The sequence below is a fragment of the Leisingera sp. ANG59 genome, assembly GCF_013317235.1.
Lineage (GTDB): Bacteria > Pseudomonadota > Alphaproteobacteria > Rhodobacterales > Rhodobacteraceae > Leisingera.
Genome location: NZ_WLCM01000037.1, coordinates 1 through 18,308, shown reverse-complemented (window position 1 = coordinate 18,308; position 18,308 = coordinate 1). Strand labels below are relative to the sequence as shown.

Here is an 18,308-nt window from a genome sequence, read left to right as displayed (position 1 = left end):
GGTGAGGGGGCTTTTAGGCATAAACGCAGGGGGGTGCAAGAGCATTCTGGACGGTTTTTTCGCACTAAGTTACAGAAGTCTTATGGCAGAGAAGAAATCACCTAAAAACGACGGTTCCGCAGCATCGCGCGAAGACCGACTGAAGGCGGCGCTCAAGGCGAACATGGCCCGGCGCAAGGCACAGGCCAAGGCGCGGGCGGACAAGCAGGACCAGGATACGGGCAAGAGCGGAGAATAATCTGAGATGGATTCGATTCTGGTAACGGGCAACGGCCCGCTGAACGGGCAGATCCCGATTGCCGGCGCCAAGAACGCCTGCCTCACCCTGATGCCGGCAACGCTGCTGAGCGAGGAGCCGCTGACGCTGACCAACGCGCCGCGGCTGAGCGACATCAAGACAATGACGCTGCTGCTGCAGTCCCTGGGCGCCGAAGTCTCCAGCCTGCAGGACGGGCAGGTTCTGGCGATGTCGAGCCATGACCTGACCAGCCACGTCGCCGACTATGATATCGTCCGCAAAATGCGCGCCTCGAATCTGGTGCTCGGTCCGATGCTGGCGCGTCTGGGCCAGGCGGTCGTCTCGCTGCCCGGCGGCTGCGCCATCGGCGCCCGGCCGATGGATCTGCATATTCACGGGCTGGAGGCCCTGGGTGCCGAGATCGAGCTGAAGGACGGTTATCTGCACGCCAAGGCGCCCAACGGCCTGAAAGGCGCCGTGGTGGAGCTGAGCTTTGCCTCTGTCGGGGCAACCGAGAACATCATGATGGCAGCCACGCTCGCCAAGGGCACCACGGTTATCAGGAACGCCGCGCGCGAGCCGGAGATCGTCGATCTCGCCGACTGCCTGCGCAAGATGGGCGCCCAGATCGACGGCGACGGCTCTCCTGACATCGCCATCCAGGGCGTCGACCGTCTGCATGGCGCGACTCATCAGGTGGTGACCGACCGGATCGAGCTGGGCACCTATATGCTGGCCCCCGCGATCTGCGGCGGCGAAGTGGAGCTGCTGGGCGGCCGCCGCAGCCTGCTGGAAAGCTTCTGCGCCAAGCTGGAAGCGGCCGGCATCGAGATCTCTGAGGGCAAAAACAGCCTGACCGTCAGCCGCAAGAACGGCAGGGTGCGCGCGGTGGACGTGGTGACCGAACCTTTCCCGGGCTTCCCGACCGACCTGCAGGCCCAGATGATGGCGCTGATGTGCACCGCTGAGGGTACTTCGGTGCTGGAAGAGAAGATCTTTGAGAACCGCTTCATGCACGCGCCGGAACTGGTGCGCATGGGCGCGCAGATCGAGGTGCATGGCGGCCATGCCACTGTGACTGGTGTCGAGAAGCTGAAAGGCGCCCCGGTGATGGCGACGGACCTTCGGGCTTCTGTCTCGCTGATTCTGGCGGGCCTGGCGGCAGAAGGCGAAACCCGGGTGAGCCGGGTCTACCACCTGGACCGCGGCTATGAGCATGTGGTGCGCAAACTGTCCGGAGTCGGTGCCAAAATCGAGCGGATCAAGGAGCAGTGATGGCGGATGCAAGTTTCGAGGACGGCCGCGAGGCGCCGCTGAACCTGGGCGCATTAGAGGAAGAGGACCTCAAGGTGCTGTCCTCGCTGCTGCAGGATGCGGTGTTTCCGGTGACCGAAATGAGCTGGCGCGCCGCCGAGCGCCGCTTTGCGCTGCTGGTGAACCGGTTCCGCTGGGAGGACCGCGACGCGGCGGAGCGCCGCGGCCGGGCTTACGAGCGGGTGCAGTCGCTGCTGGTGATCGACAATGTGCTGGGGGTTTCCTCGCAGGGCGTCGACCGCAAGGACAAGGACCTGATTCTGTCGCTGCTCTCTGTCACTTTCGAGCCGGGGGATGACGGTGCGGGCCATGTCTTGCTGACCCTCGCCGGCGATGGTGCGGTGCGCCTGTCAGTGGAGGCGCTGGAAGTGTCCCTGCGTGATGTCACACGGCCCTACCGGGCACCATCCGGCCAGGCGCCGGACCATGGCGCCTGAGCCATGCAGAACAAGCGCGGCATTTCCCAGGCCTTTGCCGCCCCGGCGGCTGCGGTGGAAATCCGTGCCGCCTCGGTGTTTGACGTCTTTGCCATGAGCCGGGTTCTCCTCGCTTCGATCCGCGATCTGTGCCAGGCCGGCCACGGCGGCGATGCCGCCCGGATCGCGGAGTGGACCGCCAACAAGACTCCAGAGCATATCCGCAGCTGGATCGGCGGTCCGGGGCGCTACTGGCTGGCGGAACGCGGCAGCGAGGCCGCAGCTGTGGGCGGCCTGAACCCGGATGGCACCATCTCCCTTCTGTGTGTTGCCCCTGCCGCCGCCGGCCGGGGCACCGGCGCCGCCATGCTGGACCATCTGGAGGCGGAGCTGCTGCGGAGCGGCCACAGCGAAGGCCGCCTGAACGCCACCCGAACGGCGCTGGATTTCTACCGCAAACACGGCTGGCGGGAGGCCGCGGCCGGCGGCGGATGCTGCGGCACGCCCTGCATTGCGATGCTCAAGCGCCTGAGCTGCGGCCTGCGCTAGCATCAGGGGCCGCTAACCGCGCGCTTCAATTGCGTCCAATTGCACCGGCTTCACGCATAAATCTTGAGGCTCTGCGCCCTTGCGGATATGCGGGGGCCAAAGGAGATCCCGATGCCGCAGTTTCTGAACACCTCTGATGCCGGTTTTGAACAGTCCTTCACAGCCCTTCTGGGCGCCAAGCGCGAGGACAGCCCGGATGTGGACTCTATCGTGGCCGGGATCATTGCCGATGTCCGCGCCCGCGGCGACGCGGCGCTGGTGGAACTCACGGCGAAATTCGACCGGCTGGAACTGGAGCCGGCGCAGCTGCGTTTCACCGAGGCCGAGGTGGATGCAGCAATCGCCGATGTTCCGGCACAGGAACGCGAGGCCCTGGAACTGGCAGCGGAACGCATCCGCGCCTACCATGCGCGCCAGATGCCCGAAGACGCGCAGTGGACGGATGAGAGCGGCGCAACGCTGGGCTGGCGCTGGTCGGCGGTCTCAGCCGCCGGTCTTTATGTGCCGGGCGGGCTGGCCTCCTACCCGTCCTCGGTGCTGATGAACGCGATCCCCGCCAAGGTTGCGGGTGTGCAGCGGCTGGCCATTACAGTGCCGGCCCCTGACGGGCAGATCAACCCGCTGGTGCTGCTGGCAGCCAGGGTCTCGGGCGTAGACGAGATTTACCGCGTGGGCGGTGCGCAGGCGGTCGCGGCGCTGGCCTACGGCACCGAAAGCATCGCGCCGGTGGACAAGATCACCGGCCCCGGCAACGCCTTTGTCGCCGCTGCCAAGCGGCGGGTTTTCGGCAAGGTCGGCATTGACATGATTGCGGGCCCTTCGGAAATCCTGGTGATCGGAGACAAGGACAACAATCCGGACTGGATTGCGCTGGACCTGATGAGCCAGGCCGAACACGACGAAAGCGCCCAGTCGATCCTTATCACAGATGACGAAGCCTTTGGCCGTGCGGTGGCTGAGGCGGTGGAAAAGCGTCTGGAAACGCTTGAGCGCCGCACCATTGCCGGTAAGTCCTGGAAAGACTTCGGTGCTGTGATCACCGTGCGGGACCTGGATGAAGCGGCAGCGCTGTCGAACCGCATTGCGCCGGAGCACCTGGAGCTGTGCGTTGCCGATCCGGTTGCCCTCAGCGAAAAGACAGTTCATGCCGGCGCAATCTTTCTTGGTCAGTACACCCCCGAGGCAATCGGGGACTACGTTGGCGGCCCGAACCACGTGCTGCCGACGGCGCGCTCCGCCCGGTTCTCTTCCGGCCTGTCGGTGATGGATTTCCTCAAGCGTACCACGCTGAGCCAGATGACCCCGGATTCGCTGCGCGCCATCGGCCCGGCAGCCGAGGTGCTGGCAAAAAGCGAAAGCCTGGAAGCGCATGGTCTGTCCGTGACTGCACGTCTGGATGCGCTGAACGGGTAAGGGAGCGAGGGGCGCTGCCCCTCTGCGCGTGCCGCGCATTCACCCCGGGATATTTGGGGCAAGAAGAAGAACTGAGCACGCTTAGTAGTGCGCAGTGTATCCGCCATCCACGGCCAGCACTTGCCCGGTGATGTAAGACGCCGCCGGTGACGCGAGGAACAAAATCGCTGGCGCAAGCTCTTCCGGATCGCCCCAACGGCCCAGCGCGGTGGCAGCCTTGAGCTTCGCCGCAATCGCTGGATCCGCGGCTGCGGCCATATTGGGCGCGGTCTTGAAAAATCCCGGAGCTATGGCGTTGACGGTGATGCCCTTGGGGCCGAGCTCTGCTGCCAGCGCGCGGGTCATGCCGTTGATACCGGCCTTGGCGGTGGTATAGGCCGCGTCGCCGGATTGTGCGATGAGGCCGGCAATCGACGAGATATTGATGATGCGGCCCCAGCCCTTGGGTACCATTTGCCCGGCGGCAAGCTGGGACAGGCGGAAGGGCGAGACCAGGTCGACCTCCCACAGCGATTGCAGATCGGCACGGGTGAATTCGGGCAGGCTGCGCCGGTCGCGCTGGCCGACGTTGTTGACCAGGATCTCCAGCCCGCCATCCTGTGCGATCTCTGCCATTGCTACCATAGCGGCGCTTTCATCCGCGATGTCCAGCACCAGCGGGCGGGCGGTGCCGGGCATCCGGGCGAGCGCAGCATCCACCCGCTCTTGGCTGCGTCCGTTGACCCAGACCTCAGCCCCGGCCTCTGCCAGAAGGCGGGCCGCGGCGAAGCCAAGACCATCGGTGGAGCCGGTCACCAGCGCGCGGCGGCCATGGAGGGAAAACTGTTCAAGGGATGTCATTTCGCTGTCTCCTGCTGGCGGCAGGCTGGTCGCGGGGGCGTGGCCTGTCAAGCACTGCCGCAAACGGGCAGGAGATTGACGCCCGCTGCTGCATTGCCCCAAGCGGAGCGGTGCGATACTCATGGCCGGACGCCCCTGCGCATATCAGAGACAAAGACCAATGAGCCGCATCAGCCATATCGAACTGGACGACCGCAACCTGCCGCCCCCGACGCCTGAGATCGAGCAGGAGCGCAAGGTGGCGATCTATGACCTGATCGAGGACAACAGCTTTGCCCTGCCGCAGCGGGAGGACCGCGATATCCCGGCCGGCCCCTACCACCTGGGGCTGGCGATCCGCGACAAGCGGCTGGTCTTTGACATCAATACCGAGGCCGGTGAGAAGGCCGCGGAGTTTCACCTGTCGCTGTCGCCCTTCCGGCAGGTGGTCAAGGATTACTACCAGATCTGCGAGAGCTATTTCACCGCGGTGAAGACCCTGCCGCCGAGCCAGATCGAAACCATCGACATGGCAAGGCGCGGTATCCACAACGAAGGCAGCCGGGTGCTGCAGGAGCGGCTGGAAGGCAAGGCCGAGGTCGACACCGACACTGCCCGCCGCCTGTTCACCCTGATCTGCGTTCTGCACTTCGGAGGCTGACGCGTGGAGGAGCTGCCGCAGTCCGTTCTGTTCTGTTGCGACCACAATTCGGTCCGCTCTCCGATGGCGGAAGGCATTATGAAGAAATTCTACGGCACCGGCACCTATGTGCAGTCCGCCGGGGTCAAGAACGACATGGAGATCGACGGCTTTTCCATCGCGGTCTGCCAGGAGATCGACGTTGAGCTGTCACGGCACCGGTCGCGCTCATTCGACGAGATGGAGCGCTGGGGCGATGACCTGTCGTCCTTTGACCTGGTGGTGGCGCTGTCGCCCGCCAGCCAGCGCCGGGCGCTGGAACTCACCCGTTTTTTTCACCTCGATGTCGAATATTGGCCGATTATGGACCCTACAGGGCTCGGCGAGACGCGTCAGGCCAAGCTAGATATCTACCGGCAAACACGGGATCAAATCATCCAGCACCTGAAAAACCGCTGGGGTGAACCGACGGAGAGAACATGACCGACACCATCGCGCGCTATTTCGCAGCCTTCAACGCCGGCGACACGGACACCATGCTGGACTGCCTGGACGAGCAGATTGCCCATCACGTCAATGAGGGCAAAATCCGCGTGGGCAAGGAGAAATTCGCAGAATTCTGCGCCCATATGAGCCGCTGCTACAAGGAAGAGCTGACCGATATGGTGATCTTTTCTAGCGAGGACGGCAGCCGCGCCGCGGCGGAGTTCATCGTCAATGGCACCTACCTGGTGACCGACGAAGGCCTGCCGGAAGCCGAAGGCCAGACCTACCGCCTGCCGGGCGGGTCGTTCTTTGAGCTGAAGGACGGCAAGATTTCCCGCGTCACCACCTATTACAACCTGGCGGACTGGATCGCCCAGGTTTCCGCCAGATGACCATCCGGGTCGAAGCGATGACCGGCGCGGCGCTGGAGGCCGCGCTGGACGATGTGGCGCGCCTGCGGATCAAGGTGTTCCGCGCCTGGCCGTATCTGTATGACGGCGACCTGGGGTATGAGCGCGAGTATCTGCAAAGCTACCGCGACAGCACCCGCGCCGTGGTGGTCGGCGCCTTTGACGGGGATGCCCTGGTGGGCGCCTCCACCGGCGCGCCGCTGTCCGACCATGCGGATGACTTCCCGGCCGCCTTTGAGGGCACCGGCGTCGATCTGAACGACGTCTTCTACTGCGCCGAATCCGTGCTGCTGCCGGAGTACCGCGGCCATGGCGTCGGCCACGGGTTCTTTGACGCGCGCGAAGCCCATGCCCGCAAGCACGGGTTCAAGAAAACCGCCTTTTGCGGCGTGCAGCGCCCGGCGGACCACCCGCTGCGGCCCGCGGATTACGCGCCGCTGGATCCGTTCTGGCGCAAGCGCGGCTATGCCCCGCTGGACGGTGCCATCGCGCATTTCTCCTGGAAGGACGTGGATCAGGCGGAAGAGACCCGCAAACCGCTGCAGTTCTGGATCCGGGATCTGTGAAAAAACAGGCGCCTAAGCAGGTGCCTGTTTTGTTTGGTCACACGCCTTCGGGGCGCGCGGCCTGGACTTCCTCCAGCGCGATTTTCTGCTGGGCGGCATAAAGCTTTACGGAATCGCGGGCGTCATCGAAGGTGCGCTTGGCTGCCGTCACCGCCCTGCCGGCAGCAACATACTCCTTCTTGTTATAGTCCTCTTGCTTGAACTGCTTGTAGTTCTCGGCCAGCTCCTTGAACAGTTTGGGCAGGGCGCCTTTCACGTTCTTTGCGTGGGCGTCGATCTTGTAGGCCTTGGTCAGATCGCGGATGCCCTTGTCGGCCTGCGCTTGGATCTTGGAGCGGTCCGCGCCCTCCTTGTGATAGGCGGACTTCCAAGCCTTTTGATCGCTTCCAGCTTGTCCAGCGCGGCGTTCACGTCCTTGGAGATGTCGAGGCAGGCGGCTTCGATTTTCTTGGCGCGCACCTCAGCCGCCCTGATTTCCTTGATGATCAGCTTGCGGGTTTCTTCATGCTCTTTCTTGAGCTTGGCCAGATGCTTGTCGGTTTCCTCATTGGCCTTTTCGCGCTTCAGCTGCTCTTTCATCTACTGCTGTTTGATCTTGAACCCATTGCGGGCCAGCTCTGCCGCCGCGTTCTCACGTTTTTCGATCTACTTGGCATAGGCCAGGCACAGGTCGCGGCTGTGGGATTGCAGCTTGCCGCATTTGCCGCGCGCCTTCAGGATCGCGTTGGCCAGCATGCTGAAGGCCTGAACGATTTCCGGCATGTTATCCAGATCCGCCTTGGCCGGGTCACCTGATGGTGGCACACCCAGTTTCTCCAGCAGATCCATGTATTTGCCGACGCCGCTGCCCCTGCAGGCGCCGGCGCGGTATTCGCGCCAGAATTTGGTGCGGAAGCCCTTTTTCGAGATGTCGGCAATAACGCCCTTCAGGTTCCTGTCATCAAGCTTGGTTGCCAAGGGAGTGGTCCTTTTTCAATAAATCAAATGATCTGCTGCCTGCGAGAATGGCCAAATTGCCGGGCAGCACCAAGATGAAACCCAGCATACGGCTGTTTCCGTTGTAAAAATGGGCGTTCTTTTTGAATTTTTCCCGGCGTGCCCGGCAGCAGCTGAAACCGGACTGCCGCACGGCCTTGCGAAGAGCGTCTGTACCGGGCAATCCTGCAGAATGACCGCAACGGACTGCCACTGCTGACTGCCGGAGAGACCGCATGAAAATCGCCACCGCCGCCTACCCGCTCGACTGGCTCGACAGCTGGGCGCAGTATGAAGACAAGCTGGCCGCCTGGGTGGCGGAAGCTGCCGGAAACGGCGCCGAGCTGCTGGTGTTTCCCGAATACGGCGCGATGGAGCTGTCGACACTGGACGGGGCTGCGGTTGCCGGCGATCTGGAGCAGTCGATCCATTCGGTATCGGAGAAGATGGAGGATGCGGCCGCGCTGCACCTGAAACTGGCCGCGGAATACGGGGTGCATATCCTGGGCGCCTCCGCCCCGGTGAACAGCGGGCTGGACAGAACGGTGAACCGGGCAGAGTTCTACACGCCGGCTGGCAAGAGGGACCACCAGGACAAGCAGATCATGACCCGGTTCGAGCGCGAGGACTGGGGTATCAGGGGCGGCGGCCCGCTGAAAATCTTCGACACTGCACTGGGCAGAATCGGGGTGTTGATCTGCTATGACAGCGAGTTCCCGCTTCTGGGCCGCGCGCTGGCGGAGACGGACGTGATTCTCGTTCCCTCCTGCACCGAGGCGCTGGCCGGATACTGGCGTGTGCGCATCGGCGCAATGTCGCGGGCGCTGGAAAACCAATGCGTGACCGCCATGGCCTCTATCACCGGGGCCAATGAATGGTCCGAAGCGGTTGACATGAACACCGGCACAGGCGGCATTTTCGGCCCGCCGGACAAGGGCTTCCCCGGAACCGGCGTTCTGGCCGAAGGCTCACTGAACCAGCCGGGCTGGACCTATGGCGAGGCCGACCTGGAGGCCATTGCCCACGTACGGGCCGATGGCGGCGTGCTGAACCGGCTCCACTGGGAGGAGCAATTACCGCGGGTAAAATCGGTCGCAAAGGCGGATCTTTCCTGATTGAGCCCTTGAATTATTGGGAAAATGACCCCATTTAAGCGCACGTCCCGCAGTTTGCGGGTTAACCCAATGATGGAGACAACATGGCCAAGGAAGATACGCTCGAATTTCCCGGTGTCGTGAAGGAACTCCTGCCTAACGCGACGTTTCGGGTCGAGCTTGAGAACGGCCATGAGATCATCGCGCATACGGCAGGCAAGATGCGCAAGAACCGCATCCGTGTTCTGGCTGGCGACAAGGTCCAGGTGGAAATGACCCCCTATGACCTGACCAAGGGCCGGATCAACTACCGCTTCAAGTAAGCGTTTGATCTGGAAGAAATACCAAGGCCCGGCGCTCTGCCGGGCTTTTGTTTTGAGGCGGCCTGGAGGCCGCTGCCTCCGGCGGGAATATTTCTGGAAAGATGAAAGGGCGCACTGCTCTTTTCACGCTGCCAGTTTTCGCCGTATGACAGGCGCAAACCGGTAAGAGGGCCACGGCATGGCATTTATCCTTGGATCTGGCAGCCCCCGGCGGCTGCAGTTGCTGGCGCAGCTGGGCGCGCATCCGGACGAGGTGCGCCCGCCGGAGATTGACGAAACGCCGCAGAAGGGCGAGCTGCCGCGCGCCTATTGCACCAGGGTAACACGGGAGAAAACCCAGGCCGTTTCTGCAGGGATAGAGGATGTTGTGCTCTGTGCGGACACCACCGTCGCCCTCGGCCGCCGCATCCTGGGCAAGCCGCGCGACGCGGGCGAGGCGGCGGAGTTCCTGCTGGCCCTCTCCGGCCGCCGCCACCGGGTGATCACCGCCGTTGCCGTGCGCCGCGGGGACCGGGTCTGGGAAAAGGACGTGGTCAGCCAGGTGAAGATGAAAAACCTCTCTGACGAGGAGCTGAACGCCTATCTCGCCACCGGAGACTGGGAGGGCAAGGCCGGCGCCTACGCCATCCAGGGACCGGCGGGCGCCTTCATTCCGTGGATCAGCGGCTCCTTCACCGGCATCGTCGGGCTGCCGCTGTCTGAAACTGCAAACCTGCTGCGCGCCGCCGGGCTGCCGCTGTATCAGGAGGCCGCCGCATGAAGGGCCGCACCATCATCCTTGACCACATCCAGGACCGCGAAGCCGCCGCGCTGATGGTGGGCGGCAAGCTGGAGGATATCCTGATCGAAAGCGACGCCCCTGCCCCCGGCACCATCTACCGCGCCCGCGCCGACCGGCCGGTCAAGGGCCAAGGCGGCATGTTCCTGACCACCCCCGACGGGCCCGCCTTCCTGCGCCAGGTCAAGGGCCTGGCACCGGGCCAGATGATCCTGGTGCAGGTGTCCGGCTATGCCGAGCCCGGCAAGGCCATTCCGGTGACCCAAAAGCTCCTGTTCAAGAGCCGCTATGCCATTGTCACGCCAGAGGCACCGGGACTGAACATCTCCCGAAGCATCCGCGACGAGGATGAGCGCGACCGGCTGCTGGAAATTGCGCATGAGGAAATGGGCGAGTCAGGTTACGGCCTGATCCTGCGCTCTGCCTGCGCCGGTGCGGACAGCGCGGACATCGCCGAGGATGTAGCCGCCATGGCGGCAATGGCAGCGCAAGTGATGCAGGATGACGGTTCCGAGGCTGAAGTCCTCGCCGAAGGCGACACCCCGCATCTGCTGGCCTGGCGCGATTGGGTGGAGCCTGCGGATGTGGAGCGCGCCCCCGGCGGGTTCGAGCGTCTCGGCGTGCTGGATGCGCTGGACACAGCGCAGGGCATCCGCGAACCGCTGCCAGGCGGCGGCTTCCTGTTCATCGAGCCGACCCGCGCCCTGGTGGCGGTGGATGTGAACACCGGGTCGGACGTGTCGCTGGCGGCAGGCGTCAAAGCCAATATGGCCGCCGCCAGGGCCCTGCCCCGCGCCTTGCGGGTGCGCGGCCTGGGCGGCCAGATCGTTCTGGACCTGGCACCGATGCCCAAGAAGGACCGGCGCGGGTTTGAAACCGCGCTGCGGTCGGCCTTTAAGGCCGACTCCGAGGAAACCGTTCTGGCCGGCTGGACCAACCTCGGCCACTACGAATTGCAGCGCAAACGCGGCCGCCCGCTGCTGAAGGAGGTGCTGAAATGAGCTGTCCGATCTGCGGCGGGGAATCGCAGAAGACCTACCGGCCCTTCTGTTCCAAGCGCTGTGCCGATATCGACCTCGGGAAATGGCTGACCGGCGCCTATTCGGTGCCCAGCCAGGACCCGGAAGACATTGAAAACGCTTTGGAAGAAACGGAACGCGCGCAAGCATCAGAAGAAAAACCGCACCAAACCCGCCATTAGCGATTTTCTTTGAAAAACCCTCTGGACACCGCCGTGTCCTCGGCATAGAAGGCCCCCACCCAAGGCGATCAGCCTTCCCGTGCCCGGGTAGCTCAGGGGTAGAGCAGTGGATTGAAAATCCTCGTGTCGGTGGTTCGATTCCGCCCCCGGGCACCATTCTTTCAAGCAGAACTGTTGAAACACAAGCGCTTACGAGAAGAACGACCTTTTCTATCCACCTGTGTATACACCCTGTTTCTTCTCCCACCACGTTGCCCAATTTCAGTTTTACGTTTCAGTGTTCTTACTTCGACCTTTTTTCGTTTTCAGTTCAGGACACAGGGCTCCGTTCTGTCGCCTCTTCGACTTCCTAGTAGGTGTTAAGAGTTTGAGTGCCTTGGCGTATCCGCTTGCTACAACAGACAGAAGTTCTCATGGAACTGCTGGCACGGGAGTTTTTCATCCCAAGGCGCGCGCGTACGCGCGTGCACATATACGTTCTCAATTGCTGTCAATGATGGAGCAATTTTCGGCCATAGGGCGGCGCAAAACCTGGCCATTTCAGGTGTGACTGGCGCCTTGGCACGCGCGTGCTCCTAATAGCTGGCGTGTTCCGATTCGCCTTGGTCCGTCAGGGCAACCGATTTAAAAACAGAGGCCTAATTAGGTGAGCGGTGGAAATCGTCTGCAGAATGTTTCGGATTTAAGTTTAGGGAATGCTGATTCGAAACAGGTGCGGGCGATGTGTGCATCGGACCCCCTTCGGTCTCAAAGGGCCGGGCCTTCCTGCTCTGCTCCTTAGCGCTGCATAGGTTATATTTTTTACGTCTCTAGCTATTTCAAGAACAGCCTCAGCGGAGGGACCGATCTTCGGACCGCTACCATTGGAACGGAAAGCCGACATCACCCATGTTTCCGCTGAGGCACAGTCTGGGTACCTCAAGGCCACCCTCCAAGCCATCGCTGCAGGTCACCCTGCCAGCAGGCTCGGCGAACTCCTCCCCTGGAGTTTTCAGCCGTCAAGTTGAAAGGCCGGTACCCTCCAGACGCCGCTTACGATAGTTCGGATGGAACCGCGCTTGCATCGCCGCCTGATCAGCTCGCGTAATAGTTCTGCACCGGTTTTTCTGAGGGGCAGGATGGCCGGATCACAGATCAAGTCTTGGGGGATGCGCCTGAAGCGAACCACGACAGGCGCAAATGGCAAGTAAGTTTGCGGTAGTCATGGTCTCTGCTTCCCACCACGATCCGCTGCATCGCCGATCCGACATAGGCAGTTCAGGGTAACATGAGATGGGCTTGAACTTGAGCGAGCTTGATGGGGCACGATCCAGCGGACTGCTGTAGCAAGACAGATGGGCTGGCTTGAGCCGATCACGGCCGACCTAGGGCAGGCTGGTGCTGGTTTCTCGGTGCTGTGCCGCCGCATGACGGCAGTGAGCCCTCTCCGGCCATTAGTCGGCAACGGCCTTCCCTGGAGCATCATGACAGGCCGGTCCAAAGCAGACTCTGAGGTGGCCGCGCGTTTTTGCGCTGCAGCATGCGCTTTTCGAGCTAAGGTTTAAGCAATGGGCTGCTTGAAAGCGGCCAATTCCAATGTTTCGAGAGTGCTTTTTGCTACAACCACTTTGGGTTAGTTACTGCCTAGGTGATTTGTAGGGCAGTATTGGGCACGAAATTTTGGACTACAAAAATATTAATGACTTCGGTCAAGGCAAAACAGACTCTTTTGAATCACTCCTGAAGGTGCTTGCACGACGGGAAAAACTTGACAACGCCGCCGGATTTCAACCGAACGAAGGACGAGGCGGTGACGGCGGTGTCGAGGCTTTGTGGCTGCTCAAGGACGGTTCGAAGGTCGGTTACCAATCCAAGTTCTTCAGCAGTCTCGAAGACGCCCAGTGGCGACAGATGGACAAATCTGTGACGCAGGCTCTCGCCACGCATCCTCAGCTGGTAAAGTACATCTTCGCATTGCCGTTTGATCTGACACCTAACCGTGGGCCAAAGGCAAAAGGTAAGTCCCAACAGGAGAAGTGGGATGAGCGCGTGGCCAAATGGAAAGCTGAGGCCGCAAAGCTATCGATTACGTTGGACTTCGAACTGTGGGGGGCAACGGCGCTCACCGACAAGCTTATGGAAGTTGGAAACGGACCGCTTCGCGCTCATTGGTTTGGCGAAGAGGTTCTAGACAGTCGGTGGTTTCAGAACCAAGTTACAACAGCGGCTTTGAAATTGGATGACCGGTTCAATCCCGATGACCATGTGGAAGTGTCCATCGAAAGCTTGTTCGATGCTATTGTTCGGGGTCCTGCGACACGAAGAACACTGAAAAATGCCATTGATGGTTTGTTTAAAAGCCGGGTCCCAAATATCGAATTTTCCACAACTGATATTGTCCCGGACCAAGACAAATTGCAGGCGATGCAATCAGATTGGGAGAAGCTGACGCACTCGAAAGCCGTGGTTCAATCGCTTCCAGATACTCCATGGGGGTGGTCTGAACTTGCTGATGTAGCCGGCCGATTGAGTTCGAACACATCCAAGGTCCAGCGCCCATTTTATTCGTTGGACACTGACGCTCAGAGTGAGGCGGATAAACGCAAGGTAGAAGTTGTATCCCGTTCCCTCAAAAGTCTTGCATCGGCAGCATATGAAATCGAAAGCACCTTTACTGGCAATGGGCTTGTCGCTGAAGCCAGACAATGTGCTCTCGTATTGGGAGAGGCGGGGTCCGGAAAGTCTCACGTTCTCGGTCAAGTCGCTTCACGGCGGGTGGAGCAAGAGTTGCAGACAATCCTAATACTGGGCCAAGACTTGGGTGACGCCCCTTTCTGGAGCCAGCTTGGACAACTGCTAGGGATAAGCGGCAATACCGCTGATGAAATTCTAGGATCACTCAACGCAGTTGGGGAGCGCTTAGGAACACGAACTCTAATTCTGTTCGATGCAATCAATGAAGGGGTCGGTGCCCAATACTGGAAACACTGGTTGCCGAGCATAGTTGCTTCGATTCGGTCTTACCCGTTCGTGGCTGCCGTATTTTCCTGCCGTGATGTGTACGCTGAGTACGCGATCCCCGAAGCACTGCGTGCAAGTTTACCCCAGTATCATATCCAAGGCTTTTCTACCCCTGAGGAGAGGGAGCGGGCAGCTATCCAATACCTCGATAAGAAGGGCATTTCTCGACCGAATACGCCATGGCTATCACCCGAGTTCTCCAACCCGCTTTTTTTGAAAAGCACTAGCGAAGCCCTTGCGGCCAAGGGCGCTACAGAGTTTCCTCGCGGTTTGCACGGTGTGTCTCAATTGATGGCGTTGTATCTGGATAGCTTCAGCGCTCGGATGGGTTTGCAATCCGCTACATCAACTGAACTATCAAGAGCGCTCAAACGACTTGTCGGCGCTATTTCAATGCAAATGGCCGAAGATGGGCAGGATTTCCTTACTGTCGATAGCGCCAATGCAATAATCGCGAAGTTCATTGGCAATCGGTCTGCACCAGAAGGAAAGACGTGGTTAGAAGTCTTCATACAGACCAACCTCTTTCGTCGTGATCCGCCGCCTTACAGCGAAGACGACAACCCTCTTTGCCCACCGTCTGAACTGGTGCGATTTTCTTTCCAGCGCTTTCAGGATTTTCTTATGGCGGACGCACTGGTGGACAAAGTCTTGGCGAAAAGCTCAGAGGATGATCCTGGTAGCGTGTTTGCCCCATCAGGACCGCTGTGTTTTTTGTTTTATGACAACGAACTTGGTAGAGCGGTGCGCTATGAGTTCGCGGGTTTGATTGCAGCTCTTTCAACCATCTATCCCGAACGAGTAGGTGCGGAGTTCGTATTATCGTTGCCCGATTGGGAAAAACACTGGTCACAGGGCCACCCGTTCCAGCCTGCGTTTGCAGAGAGCTTCAAGTGGCGTCGGCTTGATGCATTTGGTGAAGACACCCGAACGCTTCTGAACAGCTTGGATTCTGGCTGGGTGGAAACTCTTGGGCTATTGCTCGAAGTTTCAATGACGGGCGACCATCCTTACAACGCCAGTCGGCTCCACGATCATCTGAACAGATTTTCACTCGCTGAGCGTGACAGCTATTGGACACAGTGGATCAACTACTCTTCCAGAGAAGAATTTAGCCAGATCGATCGCATCGTTTCCTGGTCGCTTTCATCGGCTGACGAAAATACAGACCCGCAACATGTTGAACTAGCCGCAATCGTCCTAGCTTGGTCACTTTCATCTTCGCACATGACGCTGCGGGATCGTGCCACAAAGGCCCTGACAGCATTGTTCTTGAAGCATGGCGGTGCATTCGAAACAGTCTCGCAAAATATGAGAGACTGCAACGACCCGTATATCATCGAAAGACTGTATGCTGCGGCATTTGGAGCGTGTTGCAATGATCCCGTAACTGACCGACTACAGAATTATTCGCAGCTTGTGTATGATGCCGTATTCGCATCGGGGGAACCGCCGGTAGCCCTGCTTGCCCGAGATTATGCGCTTGGGATTATCGAACTTGCTGAGTTCCATGGATCGACCGGGCCGTCTGTTGTTCTGGGCAGATGCTATCATCCCTTTTCAACTGAACCTCCGCAGTTCGGATTGACCAAAGCAGAGGTTGAGAACATTGCCAAAGCCAGCGGCTGTGACCAAATTTTCTGTTCGGCGGGTTCTGAGTGGGGAGACTATGGAAAGTACAGCATTCCTGGTCGTGTGCGAGACTTCCTAACTACACCGCTGTCTGAACCAGCACCGAAGTCCAAGGACGAACTGAAGCAAGCTTGCTACGATGAAGTCATTGCTGGCCGACAAGATCGTATTGATGCACTGGAAGCTTATGAGGAATCGAGACGTATCTCTAGCCAGATGGTCTTTTGGGCTATTGAGCAAAAGGAAGACATAGAAGCCGCTGATAAAGCACGTGATGAGTTCAAAGCACGTCAGAACGTCCTACGTGAAGACGTAGAAAACCTACTTACGAAGGATGAATGCTACAGGTTGTCTTTAGAATACTTCAGGGATGGAAAAAGCCATGAAGACTATGAACACGTTAGCATCCAACAATGCCGGTGGTGGATCACGAAACGTGCATATGAGCTAGGCTGGACTAAGGACCTCTTCCCAAGAGATGGCCACGGCGGCGGGTACTCTCGGCACGAAAATGACCTAGAGAGAATTGGCAAAAAATACCAACGCATTGCGCTGGACGAACTCCAAGCCCGGCTGGCTGACAATTTTTGGTCTATTCAAGGCTGGGGGAGTGGTCCCACCCTTTATCGGCACAGCCACCATGATTTCCGACGCAACTTGGAACCGACGATTTTGCCCAATAACCCATGCTTGGTAAGGGATCAGTCGGACGAAGATGTATGGATCATCGAGCCCAAGATTGAACTGCCAGAGGTCTCTGAGGCAGAATTGCTAGACTGGCCCTTACAATATGACCCGGCAGCATCGGCGGTGGATATCGTCCACCGTCACAGTCCCGATGGGCGTGAATGGGTTGTTCTCTATGACCATGTGCATGACCGGAACTCTTATGAGGAAACCGGCCGCAGCCGTCACAATACCAGGATGGAGGAATTTCGCTTCTTTCAATGTGTGTTGGTACCCAGTGGCAAGGGTGAAGGTCTGGCCAGCCATCTGCAAAACCGACAAGAAATCGACGTTTGGAGCTTCAAGCCAACTGAGTATGTAGACGGGCCATTCATAGGCGAAGCATTCTGGCGCGATACTTGGGAGAGCACAAAGTTAACGGACGACATCTGGAAGACGCCAGACGATTGCCCAATTGCTATTCCTGTGGCGAGCTACCAATGGGAGAGCCACCTGGATAAAACCCTTCCAGATGGTCTATCGACTTACCTTCCTCAACGATGGTTCGCGGAAGAACTCGGGCTAACGAACAAATCGGAAGATTATCGAAGCTGGATGCACGAAAGTGGTGAGGAAGTATTTAGAGTTTTCAGGAGCGGAGAGGACCACCAATCGGGCGTAGTTATCGATGCCGGTGTTTTAGATGAATATCTCGCTACACAAGATTTAGAGCCGGTTTGGTTGTTCATTGCGGAACGAAGTGCTTGGCCCAACAGCGACAATGAACTGGCTCAACGCCCAAGGTTTGAAGCAGCTATTTGGCGCAATGGAAAGAACTGGAAATCACTCAACTGGGTGCGGGACACTTAGCGCGAGAAATCCGGTACCCAACATCATCAAATCTCGATGCTCTTACGAGCGCAGCGAAAGTCTGCTTTTCGCCCGGTCAGACCTGAGGCAGCCGTTCTTTTCCGGTATTTCGCACTCGCAGCGAACGGCTGGAAGGTCCCGTTTGCGATCGCTCGTGCCGGGCGGTTTATGGAGTCTTCGCTGCGGAAGTCAGTGTGGGCAGCAAGAGCCAATTGCGGAAGGGGCGATTTTTCGCTGCAACCGCACACAGCGCAAATTTCGCCGCGATAGCGCAAGACCTCTCGCTGCAGTGTAGAAGGAACAGCGGCCGTTAGTGCATTCCACAGCAAAACCGAACTGGGCCATAGGCGGTGAGTGGACGAAAGCGCCTTTTGATTCCGGGTAGCCTTCCGCAGGAATGGCCTGTCCAGTGCCGGGATGGAGATCGCTCTGCGGTGGTGTTAATTCTGCTCGTGAATGTGGGACTATCCTGAGTTTTGTGCCCTGGCGTGGTAGCTCAATTTTGAGGAGACCCACGTATGAGCATAGACAAAGACCTGTTGGACCGGCTGATGGAAGGGCGTTCGCCCGGCGACCTTTTCGGCAAGGAGGGCATTCTTTCCGAACTGACCAAGGCGCTTGCGGAACGTGCGCTGAGCACCGAGTTGGACGAACATCTCAGCGAAGAGCGGTAACCGCCCGATTTGAACCGCCTGCTCGTGTGTGCCGGAGATTGCTAAGAGACGTCCATAAAGACGTCTTTAATGACGTCTCCTACAGGGAGGGAGGCAGCTGTGCGGGGCGAAATTCTTGGCTTGGAGCGTCGGCGCCGCTGGAGTGACGACGAGAAGTTGGCGATTGTGCTTTCGGTCGGGGAGAACGGCGCGACCGTGTCGCAGGTCGCACAGCGCCACGAGATCAGGCGGCAGCAGATCTATG

General features: G+C 59.6%; 21 protein-coding genes and 1 tRNA gene. 18 read left to right on the top strand and 4 right to left on the bottom strand.

Annotation, left to right across the window (positions count from 1 at the left end; genetic code table 11):
• Nucleotides 1-82 precede the first annotated feature (82 nt).
• The 5 genes from GKC28_RS21315 (at nt 83) to hisD (ending at nt 3,930) form a co-directional block, all read left to right on the top strand.
• Nucleotides 83-238, top strand: a complete 156-nt coding sequence (locus tag GKC28_RS21315) for a hypothetical protein (protein WP_019295060.1) — start codon at nt 83-85, stop codon at nt 236-238.
• Between the two features lie 6 nt (nt 239-244).
• Nucleotides 245-1,513 carry a UDP-N-acetylglucosamine 1-carboxyvinyltransferase gene (murA, locus tag GKC28_RS21310; protein ID WP_174149005.1) on the top strand — a complete coding sequence of 423 codons (1,269 nt, stop codon included), beginning with the start codon at nt 245-247 and terminating at the stop codon, nt 1,511-1,513.
• Nucleotides 1,513-1,989: a DUF2948 family protein gene (locus GKC28_RS21305; RefSeq protein WP_174149004.1), complete on the top strand. Its 477-nt coding sequence runs from the start codon at nt 1,513-1,515 to the stop codon at nt 1,987-1,989. Before murA ends, GKC28_RS21305 begins: the two co-directional genes overlap by 1 nt.
• Before the next feature lie 3 nt (nt 1,990-1,992).
• Complete coding sequence (locus tag GKC28_RS21300) at nt 1,993-2,517, top strand: GNAT family N-acetyltransferase (RefSeq protein ID WP_174149003.1); 525 nt, start codon at nt 1,993-1,995, stop codon at nt 2,515-2,517.
• 111 nt (nt 2,518-2,628) lie between these two features.
• On the top strand, nt 2,629-3,930 hold the full coding sequence (gene hisD, locus GKC28_RS21295) for a histidinol dehydrogenase (protein WP_174149002.1): 1,302 nt from the start codon (nt 2,629-2,631) through the stop codon (nt 3,928-3,930).
• 81 nt (nt 3,931-4,011) lie between these two features.
• On the opposite strand, the gene GKC28_RS21290 is transcribed toward hisD, so the two are convergent.
• A complete protein-coding gene (locus GKC28_RS21290) occupies nt 4,012-4,770 on the bottom strand; it encodes an SDR family oxidoreductase (protein ID WP_174149001.1) in 759 nt (252 codons plus the stop codon).
• A 160-nt stretch (nt 4,771-4,930) separates the two neighbouring features.
• Between GKC28_RS21290 and GKC28_RS21285 the strand changes: the two genes are divergently transcribed.
• The 4 genes from GKC28_RS21285 to GKC28_RS21270 are packed head-to-tail and all read left to right on the top strand — an operon-like array spanning nt 4,931 to nt 6,851.
• On the top strand, nt 4,931-5,410 hold the full coding sequence (locus GKC28_RS21285) for a UPF0262 family protein (RefSeq protein WP_174149000.1): 480 nt from the start codon (nt 4,931-4,933) through the stop codon (nt 5,408-5,410).
• A gap of 3 nt (nt 5,411-5,413) precedes the next feature.
• A complete protein-coding gene (locus GKC28_RS21280) occupies nt 5,414-5,872 on the top strand; it encodes a low molecular weight phosphatase family protein (protein WP_019295067.1) in 459 nt (152 codons plus the stop codon).
• Nucleotides 5,869-6,267, top strand: a complete 399-nt coding sequence (locus GKC28_RS21275; RefSeq protein WP_174148999.1) for a ketosteroid isomerase-related protein — start codon at nt 5,869-5,871, stop codon at nt 6,265-6,267. The genes GKC28_RS21280 and GKC28_RS21275 overlap by 4 nt, the downstream gene beginning before the upstream one ends.
• The gene (locus tag GKC28_RS21270) at nt 6,264-6,851 is read left to right on the top strand and encodes a GNAT family N-acetyltransferase (protein WP_174148998.1); all 588 of its coding nucleotides are present in this window, start codon (nt 6,264-6,266) and stop codon (nt 6,849-6,851) included. The genes GKC28_RS21275 and GKC28_RS21270 overlap by 4 nt, the downstream gene beginning before the upstream one ends.
• A gap of 37 nt (nt 6,852-6,888) precedes the next feature.
• Here GKC28_RS21270 and GKC28_RS21265 read toward each other — a convergent pair whose 3' ends face one another.
• The 3 genes from GKC28_RS21265 to GKC28_RS21255 all read right to left on the bottom strand — a co-directional run bounded on the left by GKC28_RS21265 (nt 6,889) and on the right by GKC28_RS21255 (nt 7,808).
• Nucleotides 6,889-7,107 carry a hypothetical protein gene (locus GKC28_RS21265; protein WP_174148997.1) on the bottom strand — a complete coding sequence of 73 codons (219 nt, stop codon included), beginning with the start codon at nt 7,105-7,107 and terminating at the stop codon, nt 6,889-6,891.
• Nucleotides 7,108-7,142: 35 nt separating this feature from the next.
• A complete protein-coding gene (locus GKC28_RS21260; RefSeq protein WP_174148996.1) occupies nt 7,143-7,430 on the bottom strand; it encodes a hypothetical protein in 288 nt (95 codons plus the stop codon).
• Between the two features lie 66 nt (nt 7,431-7,496).
• On the bottom strand, nt 7,497-7,808 hold the full coding sequence (locus GKC28_RS21255) for a hypothetical protein (protein ID WP_174148995.1): 312 nt from the start codon (nt 7,806-7,808) through the stop codon (nt 7,497-7,499).
• Between the two features lie 254 nt (nt 7,809-8,062).
• Between GKC28_RS21255 and GKC28_RS21250 the strand changes: the two genes are divergently transcribed.
• The 9 genes from GKC28_RS21250 to GKC28_RS26930 form a co-directional block, all read left to right on the top strand.
• Complete coding sequence (locus GKC28_RS21250) at nt 8,063-8,941, top strand: carbon-nitrogen hydrolase family protein (protein ID WP_174148994.1); 879 nt, start codon at nt 8,063-8,065, stop codon at nt 8,939-8,941.
• Nucleotides 8,942-9,024: 83 nt separating this feature from the next.
• Entirely contained in the window at nt 9,025-9,243 is a 219-nt protein-coding gene (infA, locus tag GKC28_RS21245) for a translation initiation factor IF-1 (RefSeq protein WP_005978431.1), read from the top strand.
• Between the two features lie 178 nt (nt 9,244-9,421).
• Nucleotides 9,422-10,003, top strand: coding sequence for a nucleoside triphosphate pyrophosphatase (locus GKC28_RS21240; RefSeq protein WP_174148993.1), 582 nt, complete (start codon nt 9,422-9,424; stop codon nt 10,001-10,003).
• On the top strand, nt 10,000-11,022 hold the full coding sequence (locus GKC28_RS21235) for a ribonuclease E/G (RefSeq protein WP_174148992.1): 1,023 nt from the start codon (nt 10,000-10,002) through the stop codon (nt 11,020-11,022). The genes GKC28_RS21240 and GKC28_RS21235 overlap by 4 nt, the downstream gene beginning before the upstream one ends.
• Nucleotides 11,019-11,222, top strand: a complete 204-nt coding sequence (locus tag GKC28_RS21230) for a DNA gyrase inhibitor YacG (RefSeq protein WP_174148991.1) — start codon at nt 11,019-11,021, stop codon at nt 11,220-11,222. Before GKC28_RS21235 ends, GKC28_RS21230 begins: the two co-directional genes overlap by 4 nt.
• A gap of 81 nt (nt 11,223-11,303) precedes the next feature.
• A tRNA-Phe gene (locus GKC28_RS21225) sits at nt 11,304-11,378 on the top strand.
• A 1,503-nt stretch (nt 11,379-12,881) separates the two neighbouring features.
• Nucleotides 12,882-17,390, top strand: coding sequence for a hypothetical protein (locus GKC28_RS21220; protein WP_174148990.1), 4,509 nt, complete (start codon nt 12,882-12,884; stop codon nt 17,388-17,390).
• A gap of 518 nt (nt 17,391-17,908) precedes the next feature.
• The gene (locus GKC28_RS21215) at nt 17,909-18,064 is read left to right on the top strand and encodes a hypothetical protein (RefSeq protein WP_254604337.1); all 156 of its coding nucleotides are present in this window, start codon (nt 17,909-17,911) and stop codon (nt 18,062-18,064) included.
• Nucleotides 18,065-18,133: 69 nt separating this feature from the next.
• Nucleotides 18,134-18,308 (top strand): transposase (locus tag GKC28_RS26930; RefSeq protein WP_217434166.1); only part of this gene is annotated, 175 nt, incomplete at its 3' end.

Bases quoted from the DNA above. Each gene is read 5' to 3' on its own strand.
- GKC28_RS21315 (WP_019295060.1), top strand. From the start codon at position 83: ATGGCAGAGAAGAAATCACCTAAAAACGACGGTTCCGCAGCATCGCGC.
- murA (WP_174149005.1), top strand. From the start codon at position 245: ATGGATTCGATTCTGGTAACGGGCAACGGCCCGCTGAACGGGCAGATC.
- GKC28_RS21305 (WP_174149004.1), top strand. From the start codon at position 1,513: ATGGCGGATGCAAGTTTCGAGGACGGCCGCGAGGCGCCGCTGAACCTG.
- GKC28_RS21300 (WP_174149003.1), top strand. From the start codon at position 1,993: ATGCAGAACAAGCGCGGCATTTCCCAGGCCTTTGCCGCCCCGGCGGCT.
- hisD (WP_174149002.1), top strand. From the start codon at position 2,629: ATGCCGCAGTTTCTGAACACCTCTGATGCCGGTTTTGAACAGTCCTTC.
- GKC28_RS21290 (WP_174149001.1), bottom strand. From the start codon at position 4,770: ATGACATCCCTTGAACAGTTTTCCCTCCATGGCCGCCGCGCGCTGGTG.
- GKC28_RS21285 (WP_174149000.1), top strand. From the start codon at position 4,931: ATGAGCCGCATCAGCCATATCGAACTGGACGACCGCAACCTGCCGCCC.
- GKC28_RS21275 (WP_174148999.1), top strand. From the start codon at position 5,869: ATGACCGACACCATCGCGCGCTATTTCGCAGCCTTCAACGCCGGCGAC.
- GKC28_RS21270 (WP_174148998.1), top strand. From the start codon at position 6,264: ATGACCATCCGGGTCGAAGCGATGACCGGCGCGGCGCTGGAGGCCGCG.
- GKC28_RS21260 (WP_174148996.1), bottom strand. From the start codon at position 7,430: ATGAAAGAGCAGCTGAAGCGCGAAAAGGCCAATGAGGAAACCGACAAG.
- GKC28_RS21250 (WP_174148994.1), top strand. From the start codon at position 8,063: ATGAAAATCGCCACCGCCGCCTACCCGCTCGACTGGCTCGACAGCTGG.
- infA (WP_005978431.1), top strand. From the start codon at position 9,025: ATGGCCAAGGAAGATACGCTCGAATTTCCCGGTGTCGTGAAGGAACTC.
- GKC28_RS21240 (WP_174148993.1), top strand. From the start codon at position 9,422: ATGGCATTTATCCTTGGATCTGGCAGCCCCCGGCGGCTGCAGTTGCTG.
- GKC28_RS21235 (WP_174148992.1), top strand. From the start codon at position 10,000: ATGAAGGGCCGCACCATCATCCTTGACCACATCCAGGACCGCGAAGCC.
- GKC28_RS21230 (WP_174148991.1), top strand. From the start codon at position 11,019: ATGAGCTGTCCGATCTGCGGCGGGGAATCGCAGAAGACCTACCGGCCC.
- GKC28_RS21215 (WP_254604337.1), top strand. From the start codon at position 17,909: ATGAGCATAGACAAAGACCTGTTGGACCGGCTGATGGAAGGGCGTTCG.